This is a genomic window from Rahnella sp. R3(2024) (assembly GCF_042920125.1).
GTDB classification, from domain to species: Bacteria; Pseudomonadota; Gammaproteobacteria; order Enterobacterales; family Enterobacteriaceae; genus Rahnella; species Rahnella rivi.
Genome location: NZ_JBHGBU010000002.1, coordinates 73,608 through 96,816 on the forward strand (window position 1 = coordinate 73,608; position 23,209 = coordinate 96,816).

Sequence of the window (23,209 nt, forward strand, 5' to 3'; positions counted from 1 at the left end):
AACGGTGATGATCAGTTTACATCGTCTATTCCGCTCGTATGCGACAATAATGATGAATGTAACCCTGACATCAAATAGTAACTCTGATTGGCAAGCGTTTCCGAATTCAGAAAGCACTAAGATATTTCATTTAACTAACGGACTTTTGCCGCCTGCCCTATTCGTAATTATTTATGTACCCAGCTGTCAGGGTATTCGGCAATCTCTCCGCGATAAGAGGTGTAGTCTTAGCGATATTTAAAAATATCACGTTCTCTTTAATAAGAGCATTTGAACAGTAAAGATGTAGGCCCAGATTTGTCTACAGGCTCGGGGGCACTGCACTCCTCAGGCTGCCTTTCGTACCAGTGAACTAGTTCACGGTGTACAATATGGCTCGTTTGCACTATATTGTCGCGCTTAAGGTCAGAGCCGCAGAATAATCACGTGCTTTCTGACGTCCTTTACCATCTCTTCTTTTACAGCAATTCGTTATATGAATCGTGATAAAAGCCACGCGAGGATCCGCACTATGGCGACGCTTTCCAGGGAAGCCCCACTCCGTTCCGTCTTTGGCGGTGCAATGATTATTGGCGGAACCATCATCGGTGCCGGGATGTTTTCGCTGCCGGTGGTGATGTCCGGCGCCTGGTTCTTCTGGTCGGTCGCCGCACTGGTTTTCACCTGGTTTTGCATGTTGCATTCCGGGTTGATGATCCTCGAGGCCAACCTCAATTACCCGATTGGCTCCAGTTTTAATACCGTAACCCGCGATCTGCTCGGTAAAGGCTGGAACCGGCTGAACGGCATCACCATCGCCTTCGTGCTGTACATTCTGACTTACGCCTATATCTCGGCCAGCGGCTCGGTTATCCAGCATACGATGCGTGAAATGTCTGTGAGCTTTTCACCGCGTCTGGGCGGAATGCTGACCGCACTGGCCGTCGCGTTTATCGTCTGGCTGAGCACCCGTGCGGTCAGCCGGATGACGGCCATCGTGCTCGGCGCAAAAATCATCGCGTTCTTCCTGACCTTCGGCAGCCTGTTGTGGCACATCAGGCCGGTCAATCTGCTCAACAGCGTGGAACTCCATCCGAGTTATATGCCCTATGTGCTGGCGACGCTGCCGTTTTGTCTGGCGTCGTTTGGCTATCACGGCAATGTTCCGAGCCTGATGAAGTATTACGGCAAGAACCCGCAGGTGATCAAAAAATGTCTGCTGCTCGGAACGCTGATGGCGCTCGGGCTGTATGTGATCTGGATGCTGGGGACGATGGGCAATATTCCGCGTCCGGATTTTATCGGTATCGCTGAACGCGGCGGCAATATTGATGTGCTGGTGCAGTCACTGAGCCAGATCCTCAACAGCGAAGGCCTGGATTTACTGCTGACGATTTTCTCGAATTTCGCCGTCGCCTGCTCTTTCCTTGGCGTCACGCTCGGGTTGTTCGATTATCTGGCGGATTTATTTAAGTTTGACGACAGCAAAACCGGACGTTTCAAAACGGCGCTGGTCACCTTCATTCCGCCGATGATTGGCGGCGTGATTTACCCGGACGGCTTCATTTATGCCATCGGTTTCGCCGGGCTGGCGGCCACGGTCTGGGCGGTGATCGTGCCCGCGCTGATGGCGCGCAAATCGCGTAAACGCTTTGGCAGCCCGCTGTATCGGGTCTGGGGCGGGAATAAAATGATTGTGCTGGTGCTGCTGTTCGGGGTGCTCAACGCGGTGGTGCATATTCTGTCGAGCGTGAATCTGTTGCCGGTATACCGGTAATGCGCAGGCACCCGTTCCTGATGCGGTATCGGGAACGGGTTCGTCTCAGGCGGGGAGAGAATCCGGGTGCCGCCAGTGCAGCCGGGGGGCTAAGTAGCAGCGGAGTTCTTCAGGCTGCTGCTCATTGATAAGACCGATCACCACGTCAAAGCAGTGCATCGCCAGCTCGCGGCAATCCTGTGCCACGGTGTCGATTTTCACTGACAGCGAATCATAAAGATAATGGTCATCGAAACTGCACAGGTGAATGTCACTCTCGAGCAGTTTGTGCTGGCTCATATAACGCAACACCCCTTCCATAAGGCCGCACGAGGCGACATACAACGCTTTGGGCGGACGCCCCAGACGCGCGCAGAGATTTGCAAACATCTCATAGCCGGAGCTCGGATGATAATTGCCGTACATGATCCACTCAGGCTGGAGGCTGACACCGGCACGTTCAAGGCCCAGCTGATAGCCCGCCAGACGGTCACGCGTCGGGGAAATTCGCGGCTGCCCGCCGAGAAAATAAAACTCATCGGCATGGTTTTTTGCCACGCGGGCGACCAGTTCGGCGGAGGATTCGATCGCTTCACACACCACCAGCGGCAGCTGGGTGTCCTGCATGTGGCGGTCAAAAAGCACCACCGGCAACTGCTGACTGATTTTGACGTATTCGGCGTCGTTGAGCATGCTTGAGGCGACGATCAGCCCATCCACCTGGCGCTGGATCAGGTTATTCACCACCATGGTTTCCTGACTGGTATTTTCATCGGTACAGGCGATCAGCAACTGCATACCGTTCTCGCGGCACAAGGTTTCCAGCTCGTTTGAGCAGGCTGCGAAGCCATAGTTGGTCATTTCCGGCACCACCAGCCCCAGCGTGTAACTGCGCGCCGCGTTGAGTGAACGGGCGTGAATGCTCGGCTGATAATGTTGCTCAGCGGCCACCGCGAGCACGCGATCGCGCGTGACATCGGAAATGCGAAACTTTTTGCTGTGTCCGTTGAGCACCTGGCTGGCAGTCGATTTCGACACGCCAGCCAGTTCGGCTATGCCGCTGATAGTAATGCGTTTGGTCTTTTTCACTGCGCCATATTCTGTTGTCCGGAAAGACGTTTAGTCTATCACGCAATCCGTCAACGACCAGTAACGCAGCGCTATCTGCTGTGCCCCGCTGAAGGTCAGTTGCGCCGGTAACGCAGGGAAATAGCGCGACGACATCACCGCCTCTCCGTCATTGATGAAAATTTCAACGGATGAACTGTCACACAACAGCGTCAGGGAGCGTAACGCGCCGCGCCAGACGCGCTGCTCCTGCTCGCCGCTGCGACGGTTTTGACGCGTCAGACGCAGCCATTCTCCGTCCCAGGCCAGTTGCAGATTACCGCCCAAATCCGCGGCAAACGGCCCGGAGGTGTCGATTTCCACCTCCGCACGGCTGATGGTCCACACCGGCGCGTCCTGCGCGATGCCCCGCCACGCCTGCACTTCACCGCGTAACTGGCGCAGTTCACGCGCCGGGCGCTGAATAAGCCTGCCGTCTTCCAGCGTCAGTTCACGCGGGCAGGTCATGGTATGGATCCAGCCCTGCGCGACGGTCGGCTGATAAAACTCATCGCCGTCGGGAATGCCCATCCAGCCGATCAGCAAACGGCGGCCATCGTCGGTCTGAGTGGTTTGCGGGGCGTAAAATTCAAAGCCGAGATCCAGCTCGCGGAACTCGCCATGCGCCAGCGTCCCGCGGGCGTAATCGAGCTGCCCGACGAAATACCCGGACTGGAACGTATTCAGATAGCGATCGGCCTGTGCAGGCAGCCCCTGCGGACAGCAGATCAACACGTCGCTGCCGGACAAACGGAACAGATCCGGGCATTCCCACATATACCCAAACTCGCCCAGCCCGTTCAGGCCGGAACCGGCGATTTCACCCAGCGATTCCCATGACAGCAAATCTTCAGAGCGCAGCAGCAGGATTTTGCCTTGCAGGCTGAGATCTTGCGCGCCCAGCACCATGTACCAGCGGCCTTCGTGCTGCCAGACTTTAGGGTCGCGCACATGGCCGGTGTAACCGGCGGGTAAATCCAGCACCGGCCCGGTTTTCTCAAACTCGCCGCGCACGTTTTCACGCGCCAGGCACTGAAACGCGGTGCGACTGCCGTCCGGGTATTTCACATTGCCGGTGTAGATCAGCGTCAGTTGGCCGTTGTCTGTGACAGCTGAACCGGAATAACAGCCGTGCGACTCATACTCTTCTGCCGGTGCCAGCGCCAGCGACTCATGCTGCCAGTGCAGTAAATCCGCTGAACTCCAGTGCCCCCAGAATTTTGCCCCGTGCGCGCAGGCCAGCGGATTCCATTGATAAAAAAGATGGTAGCGGCCGTTGTGCTGCACAAAACCGTTGGGATCGTTGAGCAGACCGACCGGCGGCGCGAGGTGCCAGCCGGGACGGTAAGGGTCGGCGGCGGCCTTCACCTGCCCCGCCACCAGGCTGCACAACGCCTGTTTCAGCAAACTCACTTCCGACATTATTCACTCTCCGTTTTGTATTTCAGCAGCAGGGAAAGCAGGAATGCGCTGCCGAAAGCGATCACTAAGCCGATCAGGTAGCTGACCATCGAACTGGCCTGCACAATCGCCAGCCCCGGAATACCGGTCAGGCCGACGGCGGTCATGTTGACGTGCATCGCCACCACCCATGCCCCGCCGAGCGCACCGCCGGCTAAGGCGGCAATGAACGGTTTCATAAAGCGCAGGTTGATACCGAAAATGGCCGCTTCGGTAATGCCCAACATAGCCGAGAATGCCGAAGGAATGGCGATCGCTTTAATTTTCGCATCACGGGTTTTGAAGTATACCGCCAGACAAGCACCGCCCTGCGCCACGTTAGCCATCGACCAGATCGGCAACAGGAAATTCACGCCGATGTTCGGGTTGCCCAGCAGCCCGGCTTCAATGGCATGGAAGCTGTGGTGGATCCCGGTGATAACAATCACCGAATACAGCCCGCCAAAGATAAGCCCCGCGACCCAGCCCGCATGGGTGATCAGCGTGCTGAGAATAAAGGAAATGCCATCACCCAGCGCACGGCCTGCCGGGCCGATGATCAGGAAAGCGATAAAACCGGAGATAATCACCGTCAGGAAAGGCGTCAGGATCAGATCGAGCGCGTCGGGAATGACTTTCCGCAGACGTTTTTCGATGAAGCTCATAAACCAGACCGCCAGCAGCACCGGGAACACCGTGCCCTGATAGCCGATCATCGCAATCTCCAGACCGAAGAAATTCATGGTATGGAAACCGCTGGCAACGCCCCAGGCATTGGTCAGCGCCGGATGGGTGAGAATGCCGCCCAGCGTGGCGCCGAGGAACGGGTTACCGCCGAATTCACGCGCCGCGGTGAACCCGATCAGGATCGGCAGAATGATAAACGCCGCCGAACTGAACATGTCGAGCATGATAAAAATCGCGCTGTCCGGGTTGGCCCAGCCGTAGGTTTTCACCATACCGAGCAGCCCCATCAGCAGGCCGGAGGCGACGATGGCCGGAATGATCGGCACGAAGATATTCGACAGCACGCGCGCGATACGCTGGAACGGATTGAGCTTTTGCGCCGCAATGTTGGCCGCTTCGGATTTGCTGGATTCGCCAATCCCCGCCACTTTAATAAACTCGGCGTGAACCTTGTTCACCAGACCGGTGCCGAAAATGACCTGAATCTGACCCGCATTGCTGAAACAGCCTTTCACACCCTCGACTTTTTCGATGGCGCTTTTGTTCACCAGGCTGTCATCCACCAGCACCAGGCGCAGACGCGTGGCGCAGTGTGCCGCGCTGGCAATATTGTCTTTGCCTCCCAGTAACGGAAGCAGTTCAGTCGCGATTGCATTGATATTCATAATGTTCCTTGTATTACCCTGAACGATAACGCCCGATGTGCTCAGGCGTATCATGGTGATTCACACCCTGCTTTTTAGAACCAGGTTTCCATCTGGATGCCGAAATTCCACTGGCCGCCGGAGGTGAAACCGTCCGTCCCGAACGAGTCGCTGGAAGAGTAGCTGTCCAGTTTGTGGCTCCAGTCCATGTAACTGGCGAAGAAACGGATTTCAGGACGGCTGAGCATATCGCTGATATCCCCCACTTTAAACGTCGGCGCGAAGGTCAGTTTGTAGAATCCGCCTTTCACTTTGTTGTTATTCTGATAGCCCTGCGGATCGAGATCCATGTACTGATAGCTGCCTTCATAGGCCAGTTCAAAGTTTTCGGTGATCTGCTGGATCAGACGGGTGTTAAAGGTCAGCCACTGATAATCATCGCCGGAGACGTAACGGTCTTTGCTCTGCTGCGCGAGGATCGCCGGGGCGATATTCCAGTTTTTACTCAGCGGCGTGATGCCGTAAGTGGCCAGACGTACGGTACTGGCGTCGTCGGTCAGATGCCCGTCCGAGCCCAGCGCTTTCACTTCTGCCCCTAAACCGTGACCGTACAACAGCGCGGTTTTCGATGTCCCTTCGCGCAGGCCGTAGAAGCTGGCGCCGTGGTAGGCCAGCAGGGTATGGAAGCCGGTATCCGCTGCGTTGGTGACGCCTTGTGTACCGGTGTTTTCGCGATCCTGATTGTTTTTGGCACGCAGCCCGCTGACCATCCACTGGAACGGCCCGGCGAAGTTATTCGCCGTGACGATGTAGTTCTCAATGCGGGTGTCGTCATTGCTGTTGTTGTTATCGTCCAGATCGTCGAAGTTGCGCCCGTAGAGCGAGAAGTTACTTTTCAGGTTATCGCCCCACTTCACGTCATAAATCCCGCCGCCGGTACCCGCGAGGAAAATGACGTCGGAATCGAGCCAGTGAATATCAAAGTTATCGCGGTCAAAGCGTTTACCCGCCCACAGCGTGGAGTCTTTCCACGGGCCGGTGAACGTCGGCAGCGAACCCAGTTCCACAAACGCCTGACGAATATTCAGATCGCTGGTCGCGCCGGTCCAGTCGTTATAGCTGCGCTGGCCGTCGGCAAGCATCACCTTATAACGTGAGGTGGCGCCGCTGGCCATGGTCTGGTTGTGTTCCAGATTCAGCTCAACGTAGGTGTTGTTTTCGTTGCCCAGACGGCCGACCGCGCCCCCGGTTTGTCCGGCGGGCGTCACGTAAGGGCCGCTTTCCGTCGAGGTGGCGGAATCATTCATGATCACGCCGGAACGGGCGTAACCGGTGAATTTAAACCCGCTGTTATCGCTGCTGCTGGTTTTGGTATTACTGGCTAACGTTTCGGTGCGTTTTGCCACATCCGCCGTTTGCTGCTGGGTAATTTCTGCCGTCTTCGCCACCTGACGGGTTTGCTGCTCGTTGCTGGCGGTGCGTGTTTCCAGCTGCTTAACCTGCTGTTCTGCCTGCGTTGCGCGGGCTTCGGCCTTGGCGGCGCGGCTTTCAGCCTGTTGCAAACGTTTTTCCATGGCGTTGAAGCGGGCTTCAATCGCACTGGCGGAAATATCGGCCCCCTGAGCCGCAGAAGAAAGAATAAGTCCAATAGCAACAGCAAGATAGCGAGGTTTCATCATCATTTTTATCCCTCAGAAGAAATGTAATTATTATGGGAAAAACTGTTTAGCTAAATTGCTAAACTGGTTTTCCTGAGCACAATAAGCACTCCCCCTGCCTTTAGGCAACGAAGTTCGCCAGTCTTGTAGTGGAATTGTGATCTTGCTGGCAAATCGTCACCGAATCCTAATAATTCATTTGTGCTTGATTAGCTAAACCGGTTCTTCTACTTTATCGACAGATGACTTATCAGGATGAGAAAAAGGGAATGAAGATGAATAACCGGGTTTGGGTATTGGGCGATGCCGTGGTGGATTTGATCCCCGAAGAAGATGGCCGTTTACTGAAGTGCCCCGGCGGCGCACCGGCCAACGTGGCGGTCGGCATCAGCCGTCTCGGCGGAAACAGCGGTTTTATTGGCCGCGTGGGCGACGACCCTTTCGGTGCATTTTTGCGTAAAACGCTGGATGACGAAGCGGTGAACACCGAATTTATGCACCGCGATCCGCACCACCGGACCTCCACCGTGGTGGTGGAAAACGATGCTGACGGCGAACGATCGTTTACGTTTATGGTGCGCCCGAGTGCCGATCTGTTTCTGCAATCTGTCGATATTCCTGCGTTTTCCGCCGGAGAGTTTTTGCACCTGTGCTCAATTTCACTTTCCGCTGAACCTTCGCGTTCTTCCGCCTTTTTAGCCATGGCGCAGATGAAAGCGGCAGGCGGTCAGGTCAGCTTTGATCCGAATATCCGTCACGATTTATGGCCGGATGAAAATGCATTGCGCGAATGCCTCGAGCAGGCACTGTCGCTGGCAGACGTGATCAAAGTGTCTGAGGATGAACTCGCGTATCTGACCGGTGAATCGCTGCTGTCAGAAGGCATTATGCGGATTTGTCAGCGCCACGATCCGGCGTTATTGCTGGTCACTCAGGGAAAAGACGGCGTGTCAGTGTACCGCAAACAGGATGCCTCGCTGATGCAGTATCCCGCGCCGAAAGTGCAGGCCGTCGATACCACCGGCGCGGGCGATGCGTTTGTTGCCGGGCTGCTGGCCGGACTGGCACAGCACGGCCCGCAACCGTCACCCGAGGCGTGGCACGCCATTATCCGTCAGGCACTCACCTGCGGCGCGCTGGCCACCACCGCACGCGGCGCAATGACGGCGCTGCCGGATGCGCAGGCGCTGGCCGCCTTTAGTAGTCAGGCGTTTTAAACATGTCATCTGGCGTATAAAAAAACGGCGCAACCGCGATGGCTGCGCCGTTTCTCTCTTAACCTCCTGTTTTATTTCAGTTCCGGCCAGTAGTCTTTATTGGCTTCGATCAGATCATCCAGAATGGCTTTGGCGACAGACGCGCTCGGGACGGTTTTTGACAGCGTGATCGCCTGCCACAGTTTCAGGTAGGATTTCTCCACCCAGGCTTCGACCACCAGTTTTTCCACCGCCACCTGCTGGCCTATCAATCCTTGCTGGAACAGTGGGATCTTACCAACCGTCAGCGGTTCCGGCCCGCTGCTGCCGACAAGACAGGGAATTTCGACCATCGCTTGCGGATCGACATTGGTGATAGCCCCCTCGTTCGGCACAATCAGCAGCATTCTTGCCTGCGTGTTGAACGCGATGGCCGTCGCCAGATCGACGATGTAAGACGCGTGTTCGTCGATTTCCAGTTCACCGGCAGACGATTTCCCGGCCTGAGTAATGGCGGCGCAGGCGCTGAACACATGTTTTTCGCGATGCTCCATTACCTCATTGGCGCGGGTATGGTCAGGGTTGGAATGCGCGACGACGTAATCCGGGTAGAGGTAATATTTTAAATAGGTGTTCGGGAAAGTGGACGGATCCAGCGCCCAGACATCTTTGGCTTTGGCGAAGGTGTCATTCCAGCTGGCTTCGCTTGCCTGTTCACCGGTGTGGGGAACATAGCCATATTTCGCCACATGCTCGCGGATTTTGGGCATCAGATCGTTGCCATGCGCGTCTTCGATTGATGTCCACCAGCCGAAGTGATTCAGCCCGTAATAGCGCACGCGCATCTCTTTGCGGGATTTCAGCCCGGCAATTTCCGCCATGCGCCCTTCAATGCCGATCGGCATATCGCAGATGTTGAGAATTTTGGCCTGCGGGCGCAAACGGCGCGTCGCTTCCGCCACAATGGCGGCCGGATTGGAATAGTTGAGCATCCAGGCATCCGGTGAATACTTTTCCATGTAATCGACGATTTCCAGCACGCCGCCGATTGAGCGCATCCCGTAGGCGATCCCGCCCGGCCCGCAGGTTTCCTGTCCGACCACCCCGTGACGCAGCGGGATTTTTTCATCCTTTTCACGCATCGGGTATTTACCGACGCGGATGTGCGCCATCACGAAATCGACATCCGTGAATGCCGCACGGGGATCGGTGGTGTAGCTGAACTCAATCTCCGGCGCCTGCTCTTTGAGGATCACCTTGCACGCTTCGGCGACAATCTCCTGACGTGCGCCATCATTGTCATAAAATTTGATGGCCCGCAGCGGGAATCTTTCCTGATTTGCCAGTAACATCAGAACGATACCCGGTGTAAATGTGCTGCCACCGCCTGCCACAACGACTGAGAATTTCTTCATCATACTGCCTCCGTAAGGGATGTTTCTGTCGGGGAACGCGCCCCGGATGTGGATGATTGTGTGAAAGCGTCTTGCTTCATCAGCGTCTCTATCTGGTCGCGCACCTGAGGAACGTGCAGACCCACGATGACCTGAATGGCGTTGCCACGCCGCACTACGCCGTGTGCGCCGAGGGCTTTGAAGATGTCGTCACTTTGCGTCAGCGCCATATCGCCCAGCGTGATACGCAGCCGCGTCGCGCAGTTGTTGAGGTCGATAACATTGCCGTGACCGCCGAGCGCCTGCAGATACCCGGCGGCCTGGCCCTGTGAGGAAGACGGTGCCTTGCGGTCGCTGGCTTTTTTCTGCGCCTGATAATCGGCTTTGCTGTAGAGCTTGATTTCGCTGTCTTCGCGCCCCGGCGTTTTCAGGTTCAGGCGCAGGATCACCGTGCGGAACACCAGGAACCAGATGCCGGTAAACACCAGCCCGATGCCGATTTGAGTGAACATCATTGCCGCGTGATTGTGGAACATCGGGATCCAGTTTTGCGGCAGGAACGAATCGAGCAGGCCGCCGCCCATGTTGCCGACCACGCCGGCCATGTACATCAGCGTCGCCAGCGTGGCGGCCAGTAATGCATGGAGCGCAAACAGCAGCGGGGAAATAAACAGGAAGGTAAATTCCAGCGGTTCAGTGATGCCCACCAGCACGGCCGTGAGCGTTGCCGGGATCAGCAGCCCCGCCACTTTCACGCGGTTTTGCGGTGCGGCGGTGGCGTAAATCGCCATCGCAACCCCCATCGACCCGAAGACTTTCGAGTTACCGAACAGCGCAAAGCCGCCCTGCGGGAACAGGTTTTTCAGCGGTTCGGTGCTTTGGCTGAAGGCCTGCAAATGTTCAGCCCAGTAAACCTGAATGCCCCCTTCAATCGCCGCCGGGCCAAAGACAAAGGGACCGTAGACGAAGTGATGCAAACCGGTCGGGATCAGAATGCGTTCGAGGAAGGTGTAGACCCAGACGCCCAGCGAACCGGAAACCAGCATGAAATGCTGCATCGAGAGAATACCGCTCTGCACTTTCGGCCACAGCAGCAGGGTCAGCCACGCGCAGGGGATCATCAGCAGGAAACCAATAATCACCACGAAGGAGCTGCCCTGAAAAATACCGAGGAAAACGGGAAGTTGTTTATCAAAAAAATGATTGTGTATTGAGGTAACAAGACCGGAAATAATAATCGCACCAATTATGCTGGTATCGAGCGTTTTAATTCCGGCAATCATCGCCAGCCCACTTTGCCCGCCGGGTTCGACGTTGAAATTAACGCCGAAATAATCTCCCCAGGTTAATCCCATGGCATTAATTAAATAATTCCAGGTCATAAAACTGACCAGCGCCGCCAGACAGGCACGGCCTTGTGCCTGTTTCGCCAGCCCGATAGGCAAGCCGATGGCGAAAATCAGCGGCATATTGCGAAACACCGTCCAGCCGCCTTCTTCAATAATATGAATAACTTGAGCAAAAAGGTTGTCAGGGGCGGTGAGCGTTTCGCCCATGAACATCGGGTTTTGAAGCATAATCGCGATGCCCACCACCATTCCCGCAAACGGAAACAGTAATACCGGCGTAAACATCGCACCGCCAAAACGTTGGATTTGACTGAGCATATATAATCCTCATTTTACTTCGGGGTCAGAGTTTTTTATTAAAATGTTTTTAATGACGTTTTTTATTTTCTGATCAGAGAGTAGGAATAATGAAAAATAAGATCGCAAAATGATTAATCGTTTCGTGATCGCATTCATGCTTTTTCTGCGGGTGAAGTGATCTACTTTTCAGGCTTTTTCTATACACTGAAATTAGCGGGTCTTAAAACCCCGCAAGGCCAGAACAGGTTATTGAGGATTTACAGGGGCGTAACCGGCTTTTCAGGCCCGGCTACGGAGATTCGCGCACGGAGAAAGAGGTCTGCCGGTGATCTACAAAACGCTTGCTGAACGCTTAAGAATTCGCATTAATTCTGCCGATTTCGGCATCGGTGATGCTTTACCCAGCGAAAAAAAGCTGGCAACGGAGTTTGGCGTCTCGCGCATGACGCTGCGTAAAGCGGTGGACTTGCTGATCGAATGGGGGCTGGTGCGGCGCTGTCACGGTAGCGGAACCTTCGTCGCGCAAAAGGATGTCCAGCATGAAACGCGCGGGCTGATGGGGTTTTGTGAACTGATGAAACAACTGGGCCGCCCGACGGTGAGCGAAGTGCTGGAGTTTAAGATCATGGGCGCGCCCCCGGCCATCGCCAGCCAGCTGCGCATCAAAACCGATGAGCGCATCTACTATTCGCGCCGCCTGCGGTCGGTGGAGGGCAAACCGCTGGTGCTGGAAGACAGCTACATGCCAGGCCGTTTATTTGGCAATCTTTCGGTGAAGCATCTGGAAGGCTCTAAATTTTCCTACATCGAAGACGAATGCCATATCTGCATCGCCGGAAACTATGAAAGCTTCAGCCCGATCCTCGCCGACAGCACCGTCGCCGCCCTGTTTCACATCGCCGAAGGCACGCCGCTGCTGCGCCTGACGTCGCTGTCTTACAGCGATACCGGCGATTACATCAATTACTCAGTGATGATCCGCAACGCCAACGAATACCATGTGGACTACCATTTGCAGCGCAACAAATCCTGTACCGGTCACATACGGCCAGCCTGAGAGGTCTGCACTGTCTGAAGAGGATGTCTGGAAAGTCATGATGTGCGGTTTGGCTGAGACGTCATCAGGAAAAAAAGGGGAGGTCAGAGAGGGAGCGGAAAATAGAATCTGAAGGGGCATCGTCACGCAGCCTGCTCTGCGTAGGGAGACAACAGGCCGCGATCTTCGGTAAGGTCGTTAACGTTACGCTTTGTTCACTGAAACAATTTCTTTAATGAAGGTGAAGTTAGAATCGCCGTGGTCAGTTTTAACCGTTGGATAAATTCTTTCTCCTTTCTTCACAAAGCCAGTGACTTCGTGGGTTGAGCCGTTCTTGACAGTAAAACTATCGCCAACACTGATCGAACTTTCGACTTCGCTCATAACAATCCTTAACTCGTGGTGCATGGAACTTCAAAAAACCAGGGTACGTCTTAATGCATGGTGCGGGTCGATGGTAGGCCTTTATGTGCCAGGTAGCCAGCGGTGTAGTCATAAAACCGCCAGCTCCGGTGTATCAGCGGGTTATTTCAGATCAGTATTGGCGTTCAGCGGTTCGCCGGTGGCGTAGAACTGGCCGCCTGCGATGTAGTGCAAACTGCGCAGCGACGGATCGGCTTCTTCGAAATGCCAGTGTCCGTTTTTGAACACGCGGGTGTCCGCCCAGGCACCGACAATCTCGCCGATAAACAGATCATGCGCCTGCTGGTTATGAGGCTCCGGGATCAGCTTACAGGCCAGCCACGCAGTGCAACCGGCGACGAAAGGTAAATCCCCCTGGCCTGCCATACGAAACAGCTCCGTGCCGCATTTTGCGAGTTTATCCGGGTCATTGCGCAGCGTGCGGTTGCCCAGATCGTAGGTCATTTGCAGTTGCGCGACCGTAGGCACCTGAATCACGAAGTATCCGCTCTGTTCGATAAGCTCGCGCGTTCTGGCGATCTTATCCAGCACCACGGTCAGTTTTGCCGGTCTGAAATCCAGACCGCACACCCACGAGGCAGACATCACGTTGTCCACGCCTTCGTGATGCGCAGATACCAGCGCGGTCGTGCCGTGGTTAATCAGACGGTAGGCTTTTTCCAGTTCAACGGGAGCAAATTGTGGGGTCATTGGCGTTTCTCATAAAAAATGTCCGGCGTGCAGCATCGCAAAACTTCCGCCGGAACACTATTCATTCGGTGCGCTGTCAGGGATTTGAGGCGGCCTGACGCGGTTTGACCGCCTTGCGCAGCAGATGCACCGTCAGCGCCAGCAGGAAAATCAGCGCCTGAATCAGCACGATGGTCGGGCCGGTCGCGGCATCGATATAAAAACTGATAAAGGTGCCGGACACCGCCGCCAGCAGTGACGCGGTGACCGCCACCGCCATCATTTTGGGCAGGGTTTTACACAGCAGAAAGGCGGTGATGCCGGGGGTGATCAGCATCGCCACCACCAGCACCACGCCGACGGCCTGAAGCGCGGCAACGATGGTCAGCGCCAGCAGACACAGCAGCGCATAGTGGTAAAAACGCACCGGCAGCCCGATAACCTTCGCCTGAACCGGGTCAAAACAAAACAGCATCAGGTCTTTGAATTTGATGATAATCGCCAGGGTGACGATAAACGCGATGATCAGCGTTTGCAGCATTTCGCTGTCGGTGACGCCGAGCACGTTACCGAACAGAATATGGCTGAGATGCTGCTCGGTATTCACCCGCGAGAACAGCACCAGTCCGGCGGCGAACATGCCGGAAAACACGATGCCCATCACCGAATCTTCTTTTACACGGCAATGCTCCTTGATGAAACCGGTGGCGACCGCACAAAACAGGCCGGAACCGAACGCGCCGATCACCAGCGGGATCCCCGCCAGATAGGCCAGCACTACGCCGGGCAGCACCGCGTGAGAGATGGCGTCGCCCATCAGCGACCAGCCTTTGAGCACCAGAAAACAGGAAAATATCGCGCAGACCACGCTGGTGGCTGCGGCGGTGAGCAACGCGCGCTGCATAAAGTCGAAGCTCATCGGCTCCATCAGCACATCCATCCAGGCCATCATGCGCGGCTCCCTGAACGTTTAAGACGGAAATGATTCGCCAGCCAGCCGTGTTTCGGTGCGAACAAAAATGCCAGCAGGAAAACGGTGGTTTGCAGGCAGACGATCACCCCGCCGGTGGCACCGTCGAGGTAATAACTGAGCCATGCGCCCACCGCGCTGGTTACCGCGCCGATCATCACTGAGATAATCAGCAGGTGCGAAAAGCGGTCGGAGAGCAGATACGCCGTCGCGCCGGGCGTGATCACCATGGCGATCACTAAAATCGCGCCGACCGTCTGGAGCGCCGCCACGCTGCACGCGCTGAAAATGGTGAAGAAAATCACCTTCAGCCACAGCGGAGAAAGGCCGACCGAGCGCGCATGCGCTTCATCGAAAAAGACCGCCAGCAGGTCGCGCCAGATGACACACAGCACCAGCAGGGAAATGCCGACGATGATTTGCACCTGCAAAATGTCGGCGTCGTCGATGCCTAAAATGTTACCGAACAGGATCGACTGCACGTTGACGGAGGTCGGATTCAGGGACACCAGCAGCAGGCCGAGGGCGAAGAAGGTGGAAAAAACAAAGCCAATGATGGCGTCTTCACGCAGTTTGGTGAAATGACGTAGCAACGTCATGGAGAGCGCGGCCAGAATGCCGGTGCCAAAGGCACCAATGGCGTAAGGGAAGCCCAGCGCGTACGCGCCCGCCACGCCCGGTACCACGGAATGCGATAACGCATCGCCCATCAGCGACCAGCCCTTGAGCATCAGGTACGCGGACAAAAACGCACACACCGCGCCCACCCCCGCACTGACCCAGATGGCTTTCACCATATAGTTGTAATGAAACGGCTCAAGCAGCAGGTCAATCATTTCACCCGCCTTATCGGTGACAGGGTTTCTGGCATCGCGGCCGTTTCCTGCGGGACTAAATAGCCGATATTGCGCAGTGCGCCGCCGAACGTATTCTCAAGATTCGGATGGGTGAAGGTGGTGTCAAGTGGCCCGGCGGCGATCACCGTCCGGTTGATCAACACCACGCGGTCGCAGAAATCCGGCACGCTGGCGATGTTGTGGGTCGACACCAGGATCAGATGCCCCTCTTCACGCAGCTGGCGCAGCAGATCGATAATGGCGTTTTCTGTTTTGATATCCACGCCGGTGAACGGCTCGTCGAGCAACATCACGCGCCCTTGTTGTGCCAGCGCACGGGCAAGAAACACGCGTTTTTTCTGACCACCGGAAAGCTCGCCGATCTGACGCTGTGCCAGATCGGTCAGGCCAACACGCGCCAGCGCCGACGCCACCTGTTTTTTATCTTCCTGCGAGGGAATTCGCAGAAATGACATTTTGCCGTAGCGCCCCATCATCACCACATCACGCACCAGCACCGGAAAGTTCCAGTCCACGTCTTCAGACTGCGGCACGTAAGCGATCAGATTCTGCTTCAGGGCTTTGCTGACGTTCAGGCCATCAAGCGTCACGCTGCCGTGCGTCGGGCGAATAATGCCCATGATGGTTTTAAACAAGGTGGATTTGCCGCTGCCGTTGACGCCCAGCAGCGCGCAAATCGATCCGCCGCTCAGGCGGAACGACGCATTCTCTATGGCGGTGTGACCATTGTTGTAGGTCACCGAAATGTTATCGACGTCGAGATGCAGCGCGGTATCACTCATTGGCCGAATCCTTGCGCAATGGTGCCGACCGTGACTTTCAGCAAATCAATGTAGGTCGGTACCGGGCCATCCGCCGCAGACAGGGAATCGACATACAGCACACCGCCATATTTCGCGCCGGTCTCTTTGCTGACCTGTTTGGCCGGTTTATCCGAGATGGTGCTTTCGCTGAACACCACCGGGATGTTTTGCTGGCGCACCAGGTCGATCAGTTTTTTCACCTGCTGCGGCGTGCCCTGCTCTTCGGCGTTGATCGGCCACAGATAGGCTTCTTTCAAATCATAATCTTTCGCCAGATAGCTGAACGCGCCCTCGCTGGTGACTAACCAGCGCTGCTGAGCCGGAATTTTTGCCAGACGTTCGCGCAGCGGCGCATCCAGCCGGGTGATTTTTTCGGCATAGCTTTTGGCGTTGCGGTCGTAGGTCGCGGCGTTCTCAGGGTCGTATTTCACCAGCGCAGCGCGGATATTCTCCACGTACACCAGCGCATTTTTTGCCGACATCCACGCGTGCGGATTTGGGTTGCCGAGGTAAGGGCCTTCCTGGATCGGCAGCGGCGCGATGCCGTCGGTGACGGTCGCGGACGGCACATTTTTGATGTTAGCAAAGAAGCGCCCGAACCAGCGTTCGAGGTTAAATCCATTCCACAGGATCAGATCGGCAGACTGCGTTTTTACGATGTCACGCGGCGTCGGCTGATAATCATGAATTTCCGCGCCGGGTTTGGTGATGGACTCCACCGTGGCGGCATCACCGGCAACGTTCTGCGCGATGTCCTGGATCACCGTGAAGGTCGTCACCACTTTAAACTTTTTTTTGTCTTTCTCCGCCGCCGTTGCATTGCCGGTGATCAGTGCCACGATCATGCCGATCAGCATCAGCCGTAAACGGAACGGCGACTGACTGAATAGTTTTACAATGTTTTGTCCATTTCCCATGAATTTTCTCCTGTCACTCTGTCCGGCTGTCGGCGGTTTATTATTCAGGTATAGCACAGGCTATACTCCATAGCCAAGGCAAAGTTCGCAGAAATTGGTAGATATGTGTTGTTGGTTTACAATGCGGTTCGTTGTCGCGCAAAGCGGCGGCGGTAAGAAACCGTTGAGCAAGAAAGAGGCAGGCGCAGTGAAAGATAAAAAATTAAATCCGTTGCTGGATGTTGAAGAACACGCTCAGGGTTTTTTACAGGTGCGCGAGGCGCACCGACGGGAACTGATGGATGATTACGTTGAACTGATTTCTGATCTGATCCGCGAGTTCGGCGAAGCGCGTCAGGTGGATCTGGCTGCACGTCTGGGCGTTTCGCAACCCACCGTGGCGAAAACCCTGAAGCGTCTGGCGAACGCCGGGCTGGTTCATCAGTTGCCTTATCGCGGCACCTTCCTCACGCCGGAAGGCGAGAAACTGGCGGCGGAAAACCGCGAGCGTCACAACGTGGTGGAGGCGTTCTTTATTGCGCTGGGCATCAGTGCCGAAACCGCACGGCTGGATGCCGAAGGCGTCGAGCATCACGTGAGTGATGAAACGCTTGAGGCGTTCCGGCGCTTTACCGCAAGTCAGAAATCCTCGTCCTGATCCTGAAGGTTTGCCCCCGTCAACAGGGGCATTCCTTCGATACCTTACGCCATTACCACTGATACCCTACCCCGACGGCGGCGCCCATTTCCCCCTGCGAGTTGCTGCTGCCGGACATTTTAGTTACCCATCTGCCATTTTCAGAAATAGTGGACACCCCCAGCGCGACGGAGGACTGATCCTGATACGTCCCTCCCCCCATGCTCACCATACTGGCGCCCGGCGCGTAAGGCTGCGGCAGACTGGCCATCGCCATGGCCCCGGCGATACCGGCACTCAGCTTGTCATTGTTGTCATCCACCAGGTTTTTCAACGCGCCGAACTTGTTATCCGTGTATTGGTTGGCCTGGGTAACGCCCGATGTTAACTGGCGAACGTTGACCGCATCGGTACCGCGGGTGCCTGTCGCCACGTTAGTTATCTGACGCTCCGCCCCCGCAGAACCTACCGATACCGAGTTGGCGCGATCGGCAAGAGAATCCGCCCCCAGCGCAACGGAATTTGCGGCAGAGGCGCGGGCATTCGAGCCGAGGGCGGTACTGTTATCCCCGGACGCGACGGCGCCGGCGCCCCCGGCAGTGGCCTCTTTGCCGCTGGCGACCGGTTTCGCACGTTTGCTGGTGTTGCTGACCTGGAACATGCCCTCTGTCCCGCTGGCGATATTGTTCACCCCGGCAGAAACCGCGCTGAGCTGGGCGTAATTCACCGCATCGCTGTCCTGTGTGCCTGCCGCAACGTTAGTGAGGGTGGTCGGGTCTCCGGACAGCGTGATTTTGCTGTAATTGGTCGTGCCGTCGCTGTTGAGATCATATTTGACGGAAAGCGTATCCAGACTCGCCATGCCGCCGTTGATGTTGTTGATGGCATCCGTCACCGCGTACAGCTGGGATCCGTTGACGGCGTCGGTGCTGGTGGCGTTGATCTGCCCGGCGGCCACATTCGTGATGGTGCGTTCCGTGCCGGTATCGCCGACGCTGACCGTTCCCACCGGCGAGCTGCCTGCAAAAACATAGTCTTTCCCCTGAAGGGTGACGCCGGAAGTGGCGACCGTCGCCTGTGTTTTTGCGCCATCGCCCAGCGCCACGCTGTTCGCGGTGCCCGCCTGCGCTCCGTTACCGATAGCGACCGCGTTGGTTGCGCTGGCGGCAGCACTCTGCCCTATCGCCACGGCGTCCGCCCCCGTCGCCGAGGAATCAGCACCGGTTGAATTGGCGTGGGTGTATTTCGTGCCGCTGCTGTAGATGCTGTTAATACTGTTATTGGTTTCGGTCAGCTGAGAGAAGTTCACTGCATCACTCGGCGCGGAGCCGTCCGCCACGTTGGTCAATATTGTCCCGCCGGTGTGGGTGCTGCTGTTATAGGCGCTGCCGCCTGTCGTCATGCGGTTGTAGTTCACTGAACCGTCGGCGTTGGTGTCATATTTCAACGCATGGTTATCGAGATCGGTGAAGCTGAGATTCAGATTCTCAATGGCCTGATTGGTGGCAAACAGTTGTGAACCGTTCACGCCGTCGGTGCTGTCTGAACTCAGCCGCCCGGCCGCCATGCGGGTCAGCGTGCGCTCGCTGCCGAGCGCGCCAAGGCTCACTGTGCCTGCGGGCGCCCCTCCGGCGAAAACATAATCCTTCCCACGGATCTTCGTGCCAGTTGTCGCCACTACCGGAGACGTTACCGCACCCGCACCGAGGGCCACACTGTTGTTGATTGAGGCGGTCGCACCATAGCCAAAAGCAAGGGAGGAGGTACCGGATGCCAATGCCTGCGCACCCAACGCCACCGCCGCCTGCCCGCTGGCTGACGCACGCCAGCCCATCACTGCCGACCCGGTGCCGCTGGCGCTGGCCCCCGAACCGAAGGCCATGGTTGAGGAGGCTGTCGCACTGGCGGTATCGCCAAGCGCAATGGAAGACACACCCGTGGCTGAGGCCGCGTTGCCAATCACCACCTGATTAGCATTCGCGCCGGCAACGCTGTAGCTGCCGGTGGCATCGCCGCCGATAACAACGCTGCCTTTTGACGAACTCACCGTGGCATTTTTACCGATAGCCACGCCATTGCCTGAACTGGCATCGACAGTGGCGCCCGCACCGGTGGCCAGCGAATACGCCCCCTTCGCACCATCATTGTTGTAGTTCGCTCCCGCCGTGCCGCCATCATTCACGCTGGAATAATGCGTTTTGACTTTCGTCACTGAATCATTGAGCTGATCAACGTTGACCGCATCACCGCCACTGGTGCCCGCAGCGACATTGGTGATCCGCGTTCCTCCGCTTTTGGTCGTACTGCTGTACGTTGTTCCGCCTAACGTGATGTTGTTGTAGTCAAAGGATCCGTCCGGGTTGGTATCGTATTGCACATCGCTGCCGGTGACGGCCTGGAGTTGCAGGAGGCTAAGCCCGTCGGTGGCTCGTTTGCCCGCAGCCACCTTATCTTCAGGTTTCGCACCCCCTGATGCCTGTACGGCACCCTGCGCATTGGCCGGTAAAGATATCAGCGTCGCGGCCACGATACCCGTCAGGCCACTTATCCGTTTTATCTTTTGCCCTGCCAACTCACCCGCGACAAATTGGACTTTCGATGCAAAATTCCAGGTCAGACGAGATATTTTATTCATTTCAACTCCCTTTGTGGCTCCATGCCATGAGTAGTGTGTACAGATCATTTGCAGCGGATAAGGCCGCTGCGGCCAAAGGCGGGCATATTTCAATGCCGGTATTTATTGAACGATGAAATAATTAACACCTGAATGCCGTTAACGTTTTTACAAATATTTCGCCCCGTCATTCAGTTATGCAATAACGGCTTCAACCCTGAATTCAATGAAATAAAAATAAGAAAAATACAAAATCCACAATGTATTGATTTTATTGAACTTAACAACAAAAACACTCAGCACCTTAAAAAGGATTTCAGGAAAAGCGATTATGCTATCAGACAACTTTTAAAAAGGTAAACCCGAAAAAATCAATTTTAAATTACCTGCCGTAACGCTTTAATAATATAACTTACACAGGTAATTAAATTGTAAAATCGTTTATTTTTGATTTACACCAGTTATTATTCAATAAATAAAATGTTTTATGAGCCGGATATTTAAGAGCGAACTTTAAGCGAGGAAAATACCGGTGAATGGCATTCATTTTCGCTATCTTTGCGGGCGGAGGAAAGGGAGAGGGTTTTATTGCAGCCGAACGTCAGTATTTCGCGTTTCCGGAATTTTTTACACACAATTGCTGACGCATCCTTGTCCTGTTCCCCCTAATTCCACGCCAACCTTTCCGCTGGCAGCAGAGTATCTTTAGCCTCAGGAGAAGTGGCTTTTTTTACGACTCCGCGCAACGGGTTTTCTATCTCAGAGGTGGTTATGAAGAGGCTGCTGTTGTTGATGCTGACCGCTGGCGTACTGATGTCCGTCAGTTCAGCGTCGTTCGCCTATGGCTATTACGGACAGGGTTATTATGGACACGGCTATTATGGGCATGGCTATTACCGGCACGGTGGCTATGGCCGCGGCTGGTATGGTCCGAACGTGGTGATCGGCATCCCGCAGCCGGTCTATTATCCGCCGCCGCCAGTGGTCTATGTTGCGCCCGCGCAACCACAGACTTACGTTGAGAAAACGCCAAACTATGCGTACTACTGCCAGAATCCGGCGGGCTATTACCCGCGCGTCCCCGCTTGTCCGCGGGGATGGATGAAAGTGGTAGTGGGCGATTCAGCACCCCGTTAACAGGTAATAAAAGTGATGAACAGGTTTACTCCGGTGGCAATGCTCGCCCTGGCCGCAGCGCTGACGGGCTGCGTTTCGCCTCCTACCCGGCCTGATGTAATGGTGCTGCCGGGCACCGGTAAAAGTTATCAGTCGTTCCGGATGGATGAAATGTCCTGCCGCAACGCCGCTTACGGCAGTGTTAACGGTGGCGCAGAAACCGCCAGTAATAATGCGGCGGGCACGGCGGCGGCAGGGACGGTGGTCGGTGCAGCGGCAGGTGCCTTGCTCGGCGCCGCCTCCGGTCATGCCGGACCGGGAGCGCTAATCGGCGCGGGCAGCGGATTACTGATCGGCAGCGCCATGGGCAGCAACAGCGCCGGAGCCAGCAGCGGCGATTTGCAAGATCAGTACGACACGGTTTACACCCAGTGCATGTATGCCAAAGGCAACAAAGTGCCGGTTGACGCCGGTTACAGTGATAATCAGTATTCCCCGCCGCAGTCGCCGGTACCGCCGGATTACAACCCGGCGCCTCAGGAGGACAGCGGCGTCCCACCTGATTACGTCCCCTGACCGCTCAGGTTCACTGACACACTGTAAACACCGCTTAAAGGCTGCCCGCTTCCGGCAGCCTTATTTCATTATTGGCCGCACACTGGCCATATTTGCACCGCCCTGAGAAATGAACCAAAAGACCCTGGCTGATACGTTGATTTCAATCAACGGGAGGGGGTATATCTTTGTAAGGTTTGTCTGCTTATGTAGGAATATTCTAGTATTCAATAAAGATTTGCAAAATAATCCGACGCCAATAATATATTTCATTCACTGTCATTTAAAATTCTTTTATTTTCAACCTGTTGCGAAATTATTTTTGAAACATTTAATGACATTTATATAATGTTTTAAATTCACTTACATTGACGGTAGGAATAATACTATATATTATAAATGCCAGAATGATGGATGAATATAACGGAGGTAAACCATCAGAGTCACAACCCGTTTATCAAATGGAATTTTTTTAATTTAAAGGAATGAATTAATGTTGCGGATTGCAATTATTGACTCATGCACGTTGACTTTTTTGGGATTGGAGAATGTCTTCTCTCTGATTAACACATCAAAGAGCATTATTTTTAATCAAATCAGCGCAGAATACGCCTTAGATAAGAATAGCCAGAAATTCGATATTTACATTATCGAACCCGGCGCAGTGGGTTTTGAATACGACATAGACAAGTTTATTTATAACTTAAAAACGAACACCAAAGAAGACTGCAAGATAATCATTCTTAGCGATAATGTTATTGTTAACAGCCGGTTGTCAGACTTTCACCTGTGCAAAAACAATGCATTATCTAAAGTGTTTTTCTTTTTCGATAGCCTGCTGACGGGGAAATATGAATCTATATTGCCTTTCATTGAGGACTTCATTCTGACGAAAAATGAAGCGATTTTACTGCGGTGTTTGTCGAAGAACGCTAAGATGAAAAATATCGAGAAAATCACCGCAATACCGGCCTCAAATCTCTATTACTACAAATACAGCGCCATGAAGAAGTTAAAACTGAAGAGTACAAAAGAGTTGTTCAACTACCTAAATAAAGTGCTCAACCACTCCATCTGACGCCACCCCCTCTCTGCCCGTGCAGTGAGGGTCCTCATCACACCC

Annotated in this window: 20 protein-coding genes; 7 read left to right on the top strand and 13 right to left on the bottom strand. The window is 55.0% G+C overall.

Annotated features, from left to right (window positions below):
• Positions 1-511 precede the first annotated feature (511 nt).
• The gene (gene mtr, locus ABSH60_RS20850) at positions 512-1,756 is read left to right on the top strand and encodes a tryptophan permease (RefSeq protein ID WP_122096915.1); all 1,245 of its coding nucleotides are present in this window, start codon (positions 512-514) and stop codon (positions 1,754-1,756) included.
• Between the two features lie 45 nt (positions 1,757-1,801).
• Here the strand turns inward: mtr and ABSH60_RS20855 are convergent, their stop codons facing one another.
• The 4 genes from ABSH60_RS20855 to ABSH60_RS20870 all read right to left on the bottom strand — a co-directional run bounded on the left by ABSH60_RS20855 (position 1,802) and on the right by ABSH60_RS20870 (position 7,295).
• A complete protein-coding gene (locus ABSH60_RS20855; RefSeq protein WP_056775046.1) occupies positions 1,802-2,824 on the bottom strand; it encodes a substrate-binding domain-containing protein in 1,023 nt (340 codons plus the stop codon).
• A gap of 30 nt (positions 2,825-2,854) precedes the next feature.
• A complete protein-coding gene (locus ABSH60_RS20860; RefSeq protein ID WP_390975923.1) occupies positions 2,855-4,264 on the bottom strand; it encodes a sucrose-6-phosphate hydrolase in 1,410 nt (469 codons plus the stop codon).
• Positions 4,264-5,634 carry a sucrose-specific PTS transporter subunit IIBC gene (locus ABSH60_RS20865; RefSeq protein ID WP_122096912.1) on the bottom strand — a complete coding sequence of 457 codons (1,371 nt, stop codon included), beginning with the start codon at positions 5,632-5,634 and terminating at the stop codon, positions 4,264-4,266. Before ABSH60_RS20865 ends, ABSH60_RS20860 begins: the two co-directional genes overlap by 1 nt.
• 74 nt (positions 5,635-5,708) lie before the next feature.
• Positions 5,709-7,295 carry a carbohydrate porin gene (locus tag ABSH60_RS20870; protein ID WP_390975925.1) on the bottom strand — a complete coding sequence of 529 codons (1,587 nt, stop codon included), beginning with the start codon at positions 7,293-7,295 and terminating at the stop codon, positions 5,709-5,711.
• A gap of 251 nt (positions 7,296-7,546) precedes the next feature.
• Here ABSH60_RS20870 and ABSH60_RS20875 point away from each other — a divergent pair, with 251 nt between their 5' ends.
• On the top strand, positions 7,547-8,488 hold the full coding sequence (locus ABSH60_RS20875; protein ID WP_390975927.1) for an aminoimidazole riboside kinase: 942 nt from the start codon (positions 7,547-7,549) through the stop codon (positions 8,486-8,488).
• Positions 8,489-8,559: 71 nt separating this feature from the next.
• Here ABSH60_RS20875 and ABSH60_RS20880 read toward each other — a convergent pair whose 3' ends face one another.
• Entirely contained in the window at positions 8,560-9,882 is a 1,323-nt protein-coding gene (locus ABSH60_RS20880; protein WP_122096967.1) for a 6-phospho-alpha-glucosidase, read from the bottom strand.
• Positions 9,882-11,528 (bottom strand): alpha-glucoside-specific PTS transporter subunit IIBC, encoded by a 1,647-nt coding sequence (locus tag ABSH60_RS20885; protein ID WP_390975929.1) that lies wholly within the window; start codon positions 11,526-11,528, stop codon positions 9,882-9,884. Before ABSH60_RS20885 ends, ABSH60_RS20880 begins: the two co-directional genes overlap by 1 nt.
• A 307-nt stretch (positions 11,529-11,835) precedes the next feature.
• On the opposite strand from ABSH60_RS20885, the gene ABSH60_RS20890 reads away from it, so the two are divergent.
• Positions 11,836-12,567, top strand: coding sequence for a GntR family transcriptional regulator (locus tag ABSH60_RS20890; RefSeq protein ID WP_056775062.1), 732 nt, complete (start codon positions 11,836-11,838; stop codon positions 12,565-12,567).
• Positions 12,568-12,750: 183 nt separating this feature from the next.
• On the opposite strand, the gene ABSH60_RS20895 is transcribed toward ABSH60_RS20890, so the two are convergent.
• From ABSH60_RS20895 to ABSH60_RS20920, 6 genes are all read right to left on the bottom strand, one after another.
• A complete protein-coding gene (locus tag ABSH60_RS20895; RefSeq protein ID WP_056775066.1) occupies positions 12,751-12,930 on the bottom strand; it encodes a hypothetical protein in 180 nt (59 codons plus the stop codon).
• Positions 12,931-13,071: 141 nt separating this feature from the next.
• Positions 13,072-13,659, bottom strand: a complete 588-nt coding sequence (locus ABSH60_RS20900; RefSeq protein WP_390975932.1) for a flavin reductase — start codon at positions 13,657-13,659, stop codon at positions 13,072-13,074.
• Positions 13,660-13,735: 76 nt separating this feature from the next.
• A complete protein-coding gene (locus ABSH60_RS20905) occupies positions 13,736-14,590 on the bottom strand; it encodes a metal ABC transporter permease (RefSeq protein ID WP_122096909.1) in 855 nt (284 codons plus the stop codon).
• Positions 14,587-15,444, bottom strand: a complete 858-nt coding sequence (locus ABSH60_RS20910) for a metal ABC transporter permease (protein WP_056775072.1) — start codon at positions 15,442-15,444, stop codon at positions 14,587-14,589. The genes ABSH60_RS20905 and ABSH60_RS20910 overlap by 4 nt, the downstream gene beginning before the upstream one ends.
• Positions 15,441-16,247 (bottom strand): metal ABC transporter ATP-binding protein, encoded by an 807-nt coding sequence (locus ABSH60_RS20915; protein ID WP_136377398.1) that lies wholly within the window; start codon positions 16,245-16,247, stop codon positions 15,441-15,443. Before ABSH60_RS20915 ends, ABSH60_RS20910 begins: the two co-directional genes overlap by 4 nt.
• Entirely contained in the window at positions 16,244-17,185 is a 942-nt protein-coding gene (locus ABSH60_RS20920; protein WP_122096907.1) for a metal ABC transporter substrate-binding protein, read from the bottom strand. The genes ABSH60_RS20915 and ABSH60_RS20920 overlap by 4 nt, the downstream gene beginning before the upstream one ends.
• 187 nt (positions 17,186-17,372) lie before the next feature.
• On the opposite strand from ABSH60_RS20920, the gene mntR reads away from it, so the two are divergent.
• Positions 17,373-17,822 carry a manganese-binding transcriptional regulator MntR gene (gene mntR / locus ABSH60_RS20925; RefSeq protein WP_122096966.1) on the top strand — a complete coding sequence of 150 codons (450 nt, stop codon included), beginning with the start codon at positions 17,373-17,375 and terminating at the stop codon, positions 17,820-17,822.
• Positions 17,823-17,874: 52 nt separating this feature from the next.
• On the opposite strand, the gene ABSH60_RS20930 is transcribed toward mntR, so the two are convergent.
• Positions 17,875-20,436, bottom strand: coding sequence for a YadA-like family protein (locus tag ABSH60_RS20930; protein ID WP_390975935.1), 2,562 nt, complete (start codon positions 20,434-20,436; stop codon positions 17,875-17,877).
• Between the two features lie 750 nt (positions 20,437-21,186).
• On the opposite strand from ABSH60_RS20930, the gene ABSH60_RS20935 reads away from it, so the two are divergent.
• The 3 genes from ABSH60_RS20935 (at position 21,187) to ABSH60_RS20945 (ending at position 23,164) form a co-directional block, all read left to right on the top strand.
• The gene (locus ABSH60_RS20935) at positions 21,187-21,552 is read left to right on the top strand and encodes a hypothetical protein (RefSeq protein WP_390975937.1); all 366 of its coding nucleotides are present in this window, start codon (positions 21,187-21,189) and stop codon (positions 21,550-21,552) included.
• A gap of 15 nt (positions 21,553-21,567) precedes the next feature.
• Positions 21,568-22,107: a glycine zipper family protein gene (locus ABSH60_RS20940; RefSeq protein ID WP_056775086.1), complete on the top strand. Its 540-nt coding sequence runs from the start codon at positions 21,568-21,570 to the stop codon at positions 22,105-22,107.
• Between the two features lie 472 nt (positions 22,108-22,579).
• Positions 22,580-23,164 (top strand): helix-turn-helix transcriptional regulator, encoded by a 585-nt coding sequence (locus ABSH60_RS20945; RefSeq protein ID WP_390975939.1) that lies wholly within the window; start codon positions 22,580-22,582, stop codon positions 23,162-23,164.
• Positions 23,165-23,209: the final 45 nt, after the last annotated feature.

What these genes read in the sequence shown, in the direction of transcription:
- mtr (WP_122096915.1), top strand. Translation starts at nt 512, where the DNA reads ATGGCGACGCTTTCCAGGGAAGCCCCACTCCGTTCCGTCTTTGGCGGT.
- ABSH60_RS20860 (WP_390975923.1), bottom strand. Translation starts at nt 4,264, where the DNA reads ATGTCGGAAGTGAGTTTGCTGAAACAGGCGTTGTGCAGCCTGGTGGCG.
- ABSH60_RS20865 (WP_122096912.1), bottom strand. Translation starts at nt 5,634, where the DNA reads ATGAATATCAATGCAATCGCGACTGAACTGCTTCCGTTACTGGGAGGC.
- ABSH60_RS20870 (WP_390975925.1), bottom strand. Translation starts at nt 7,295, where the DNA reads ATGATGATGAAACCTCGCTATCTTGCTGTTGCTATTGGACTTATTCTT.
- ABSH60_RS20875 (WP_390975927.1), top strand. Translation starts at nt 7,547, where the DNA reads ATGAATAACCGGGTTTGGGTATTGGGCGATGCCGTGGTGGATTTGATC.
- ABSH60_RS20880 (WP_122096967.1), bottom strand. Translation starts at nt 9,882, where the DNA reads ATGAAGAAATTCTCAGTCGTTGTGGCAGGCGGTGGCAGCACATTTACA.
- ABSH60_RS20885 (WP_390975929.1), bottom strand. Translation starts at nt 11,528, where the DNA reads ATGCTCAGTCAAATCCAACGTTTTGGCGGTGCGATGTTTACGCCGGTA.
- ABSH60_RS20895 (WP_056775066.1), bottom strand. Translation starts at nt 12,930, where the DNA reads ATGAGCGAAGTCGAAAGTTCGATCAGTGTTGGCGATAGTTTTACTGTC.
- ABSH60_RS20900 (WP_390975932.1), bottom strand. Translation starts at nt 13,659, where the DNA reads ATGACCCCACAATTTGCTCCCGTTGAACTGGAAAAAGCCTACCGTCTG.
- ABSH60_RS20905 (WP_122096909.1), bottom strand. Translation starts at nt 14,590, where the DNA reads ATGATGGCCTGGATGGATGTGCTGATGGAGCCGATGAGCTTCGACTTT.
- ABSH60_RS20910 (WP_056775072.1), bottom strand. Translation starts at nt 15,444, where the DNA reads ATGATTGACCTGCTGCTTGAGCCGTTTCATTACAACTATATGGTGAAA.
- ABSH60_RS20915 (WP_136377398.1), bottom strand. Translation starts at nt 16,247, where the DNA reads ATGAGTGATACCGCGCTGCATCTCGACGTCGATAACATTTCGGTGACC.
- ABSH60_RS20920 (WP_122096907.1), bottom strand. Translation starts at nt 17,185, where the DNA reads ATGGGAAATGGACAAAACATTGTAAAACTATTCAGTCAGTCGCCGTTC.
- ABSH60_RS20930 (WP_390975935.1), bottom strand. Translation starts at nt 20,436, where the DNA reads ATGAATAAAATATCTCGTCTGACCTGGAATTTTGCATCGAAAGTCCAA.
- ABSH60_RS20935 (WP_390975937.1), top strand. Translation starts at nt 21,187, where the DNA reads ATGAAGAGGCTGCTGTTGTTGATGCTGACCGCTGGCGTACTGATGTCC.
- ABSH60_RS20940 (WP_056775086.1), top strand. Translation starts at nt 21,568, where the DNA reads ATGAACAGGTTTACTCCGGTGGCAATGCTCGCCCTGGCCGCAGCGCTG.
- ABSH60_RS20945 (WP_390975939.1), top strand. Translation starts at nt 22,580, where the DNA reads ATGTTGCGGATTGCAATTATTGACTCATGCACGTTGACTTTTTTGGGA.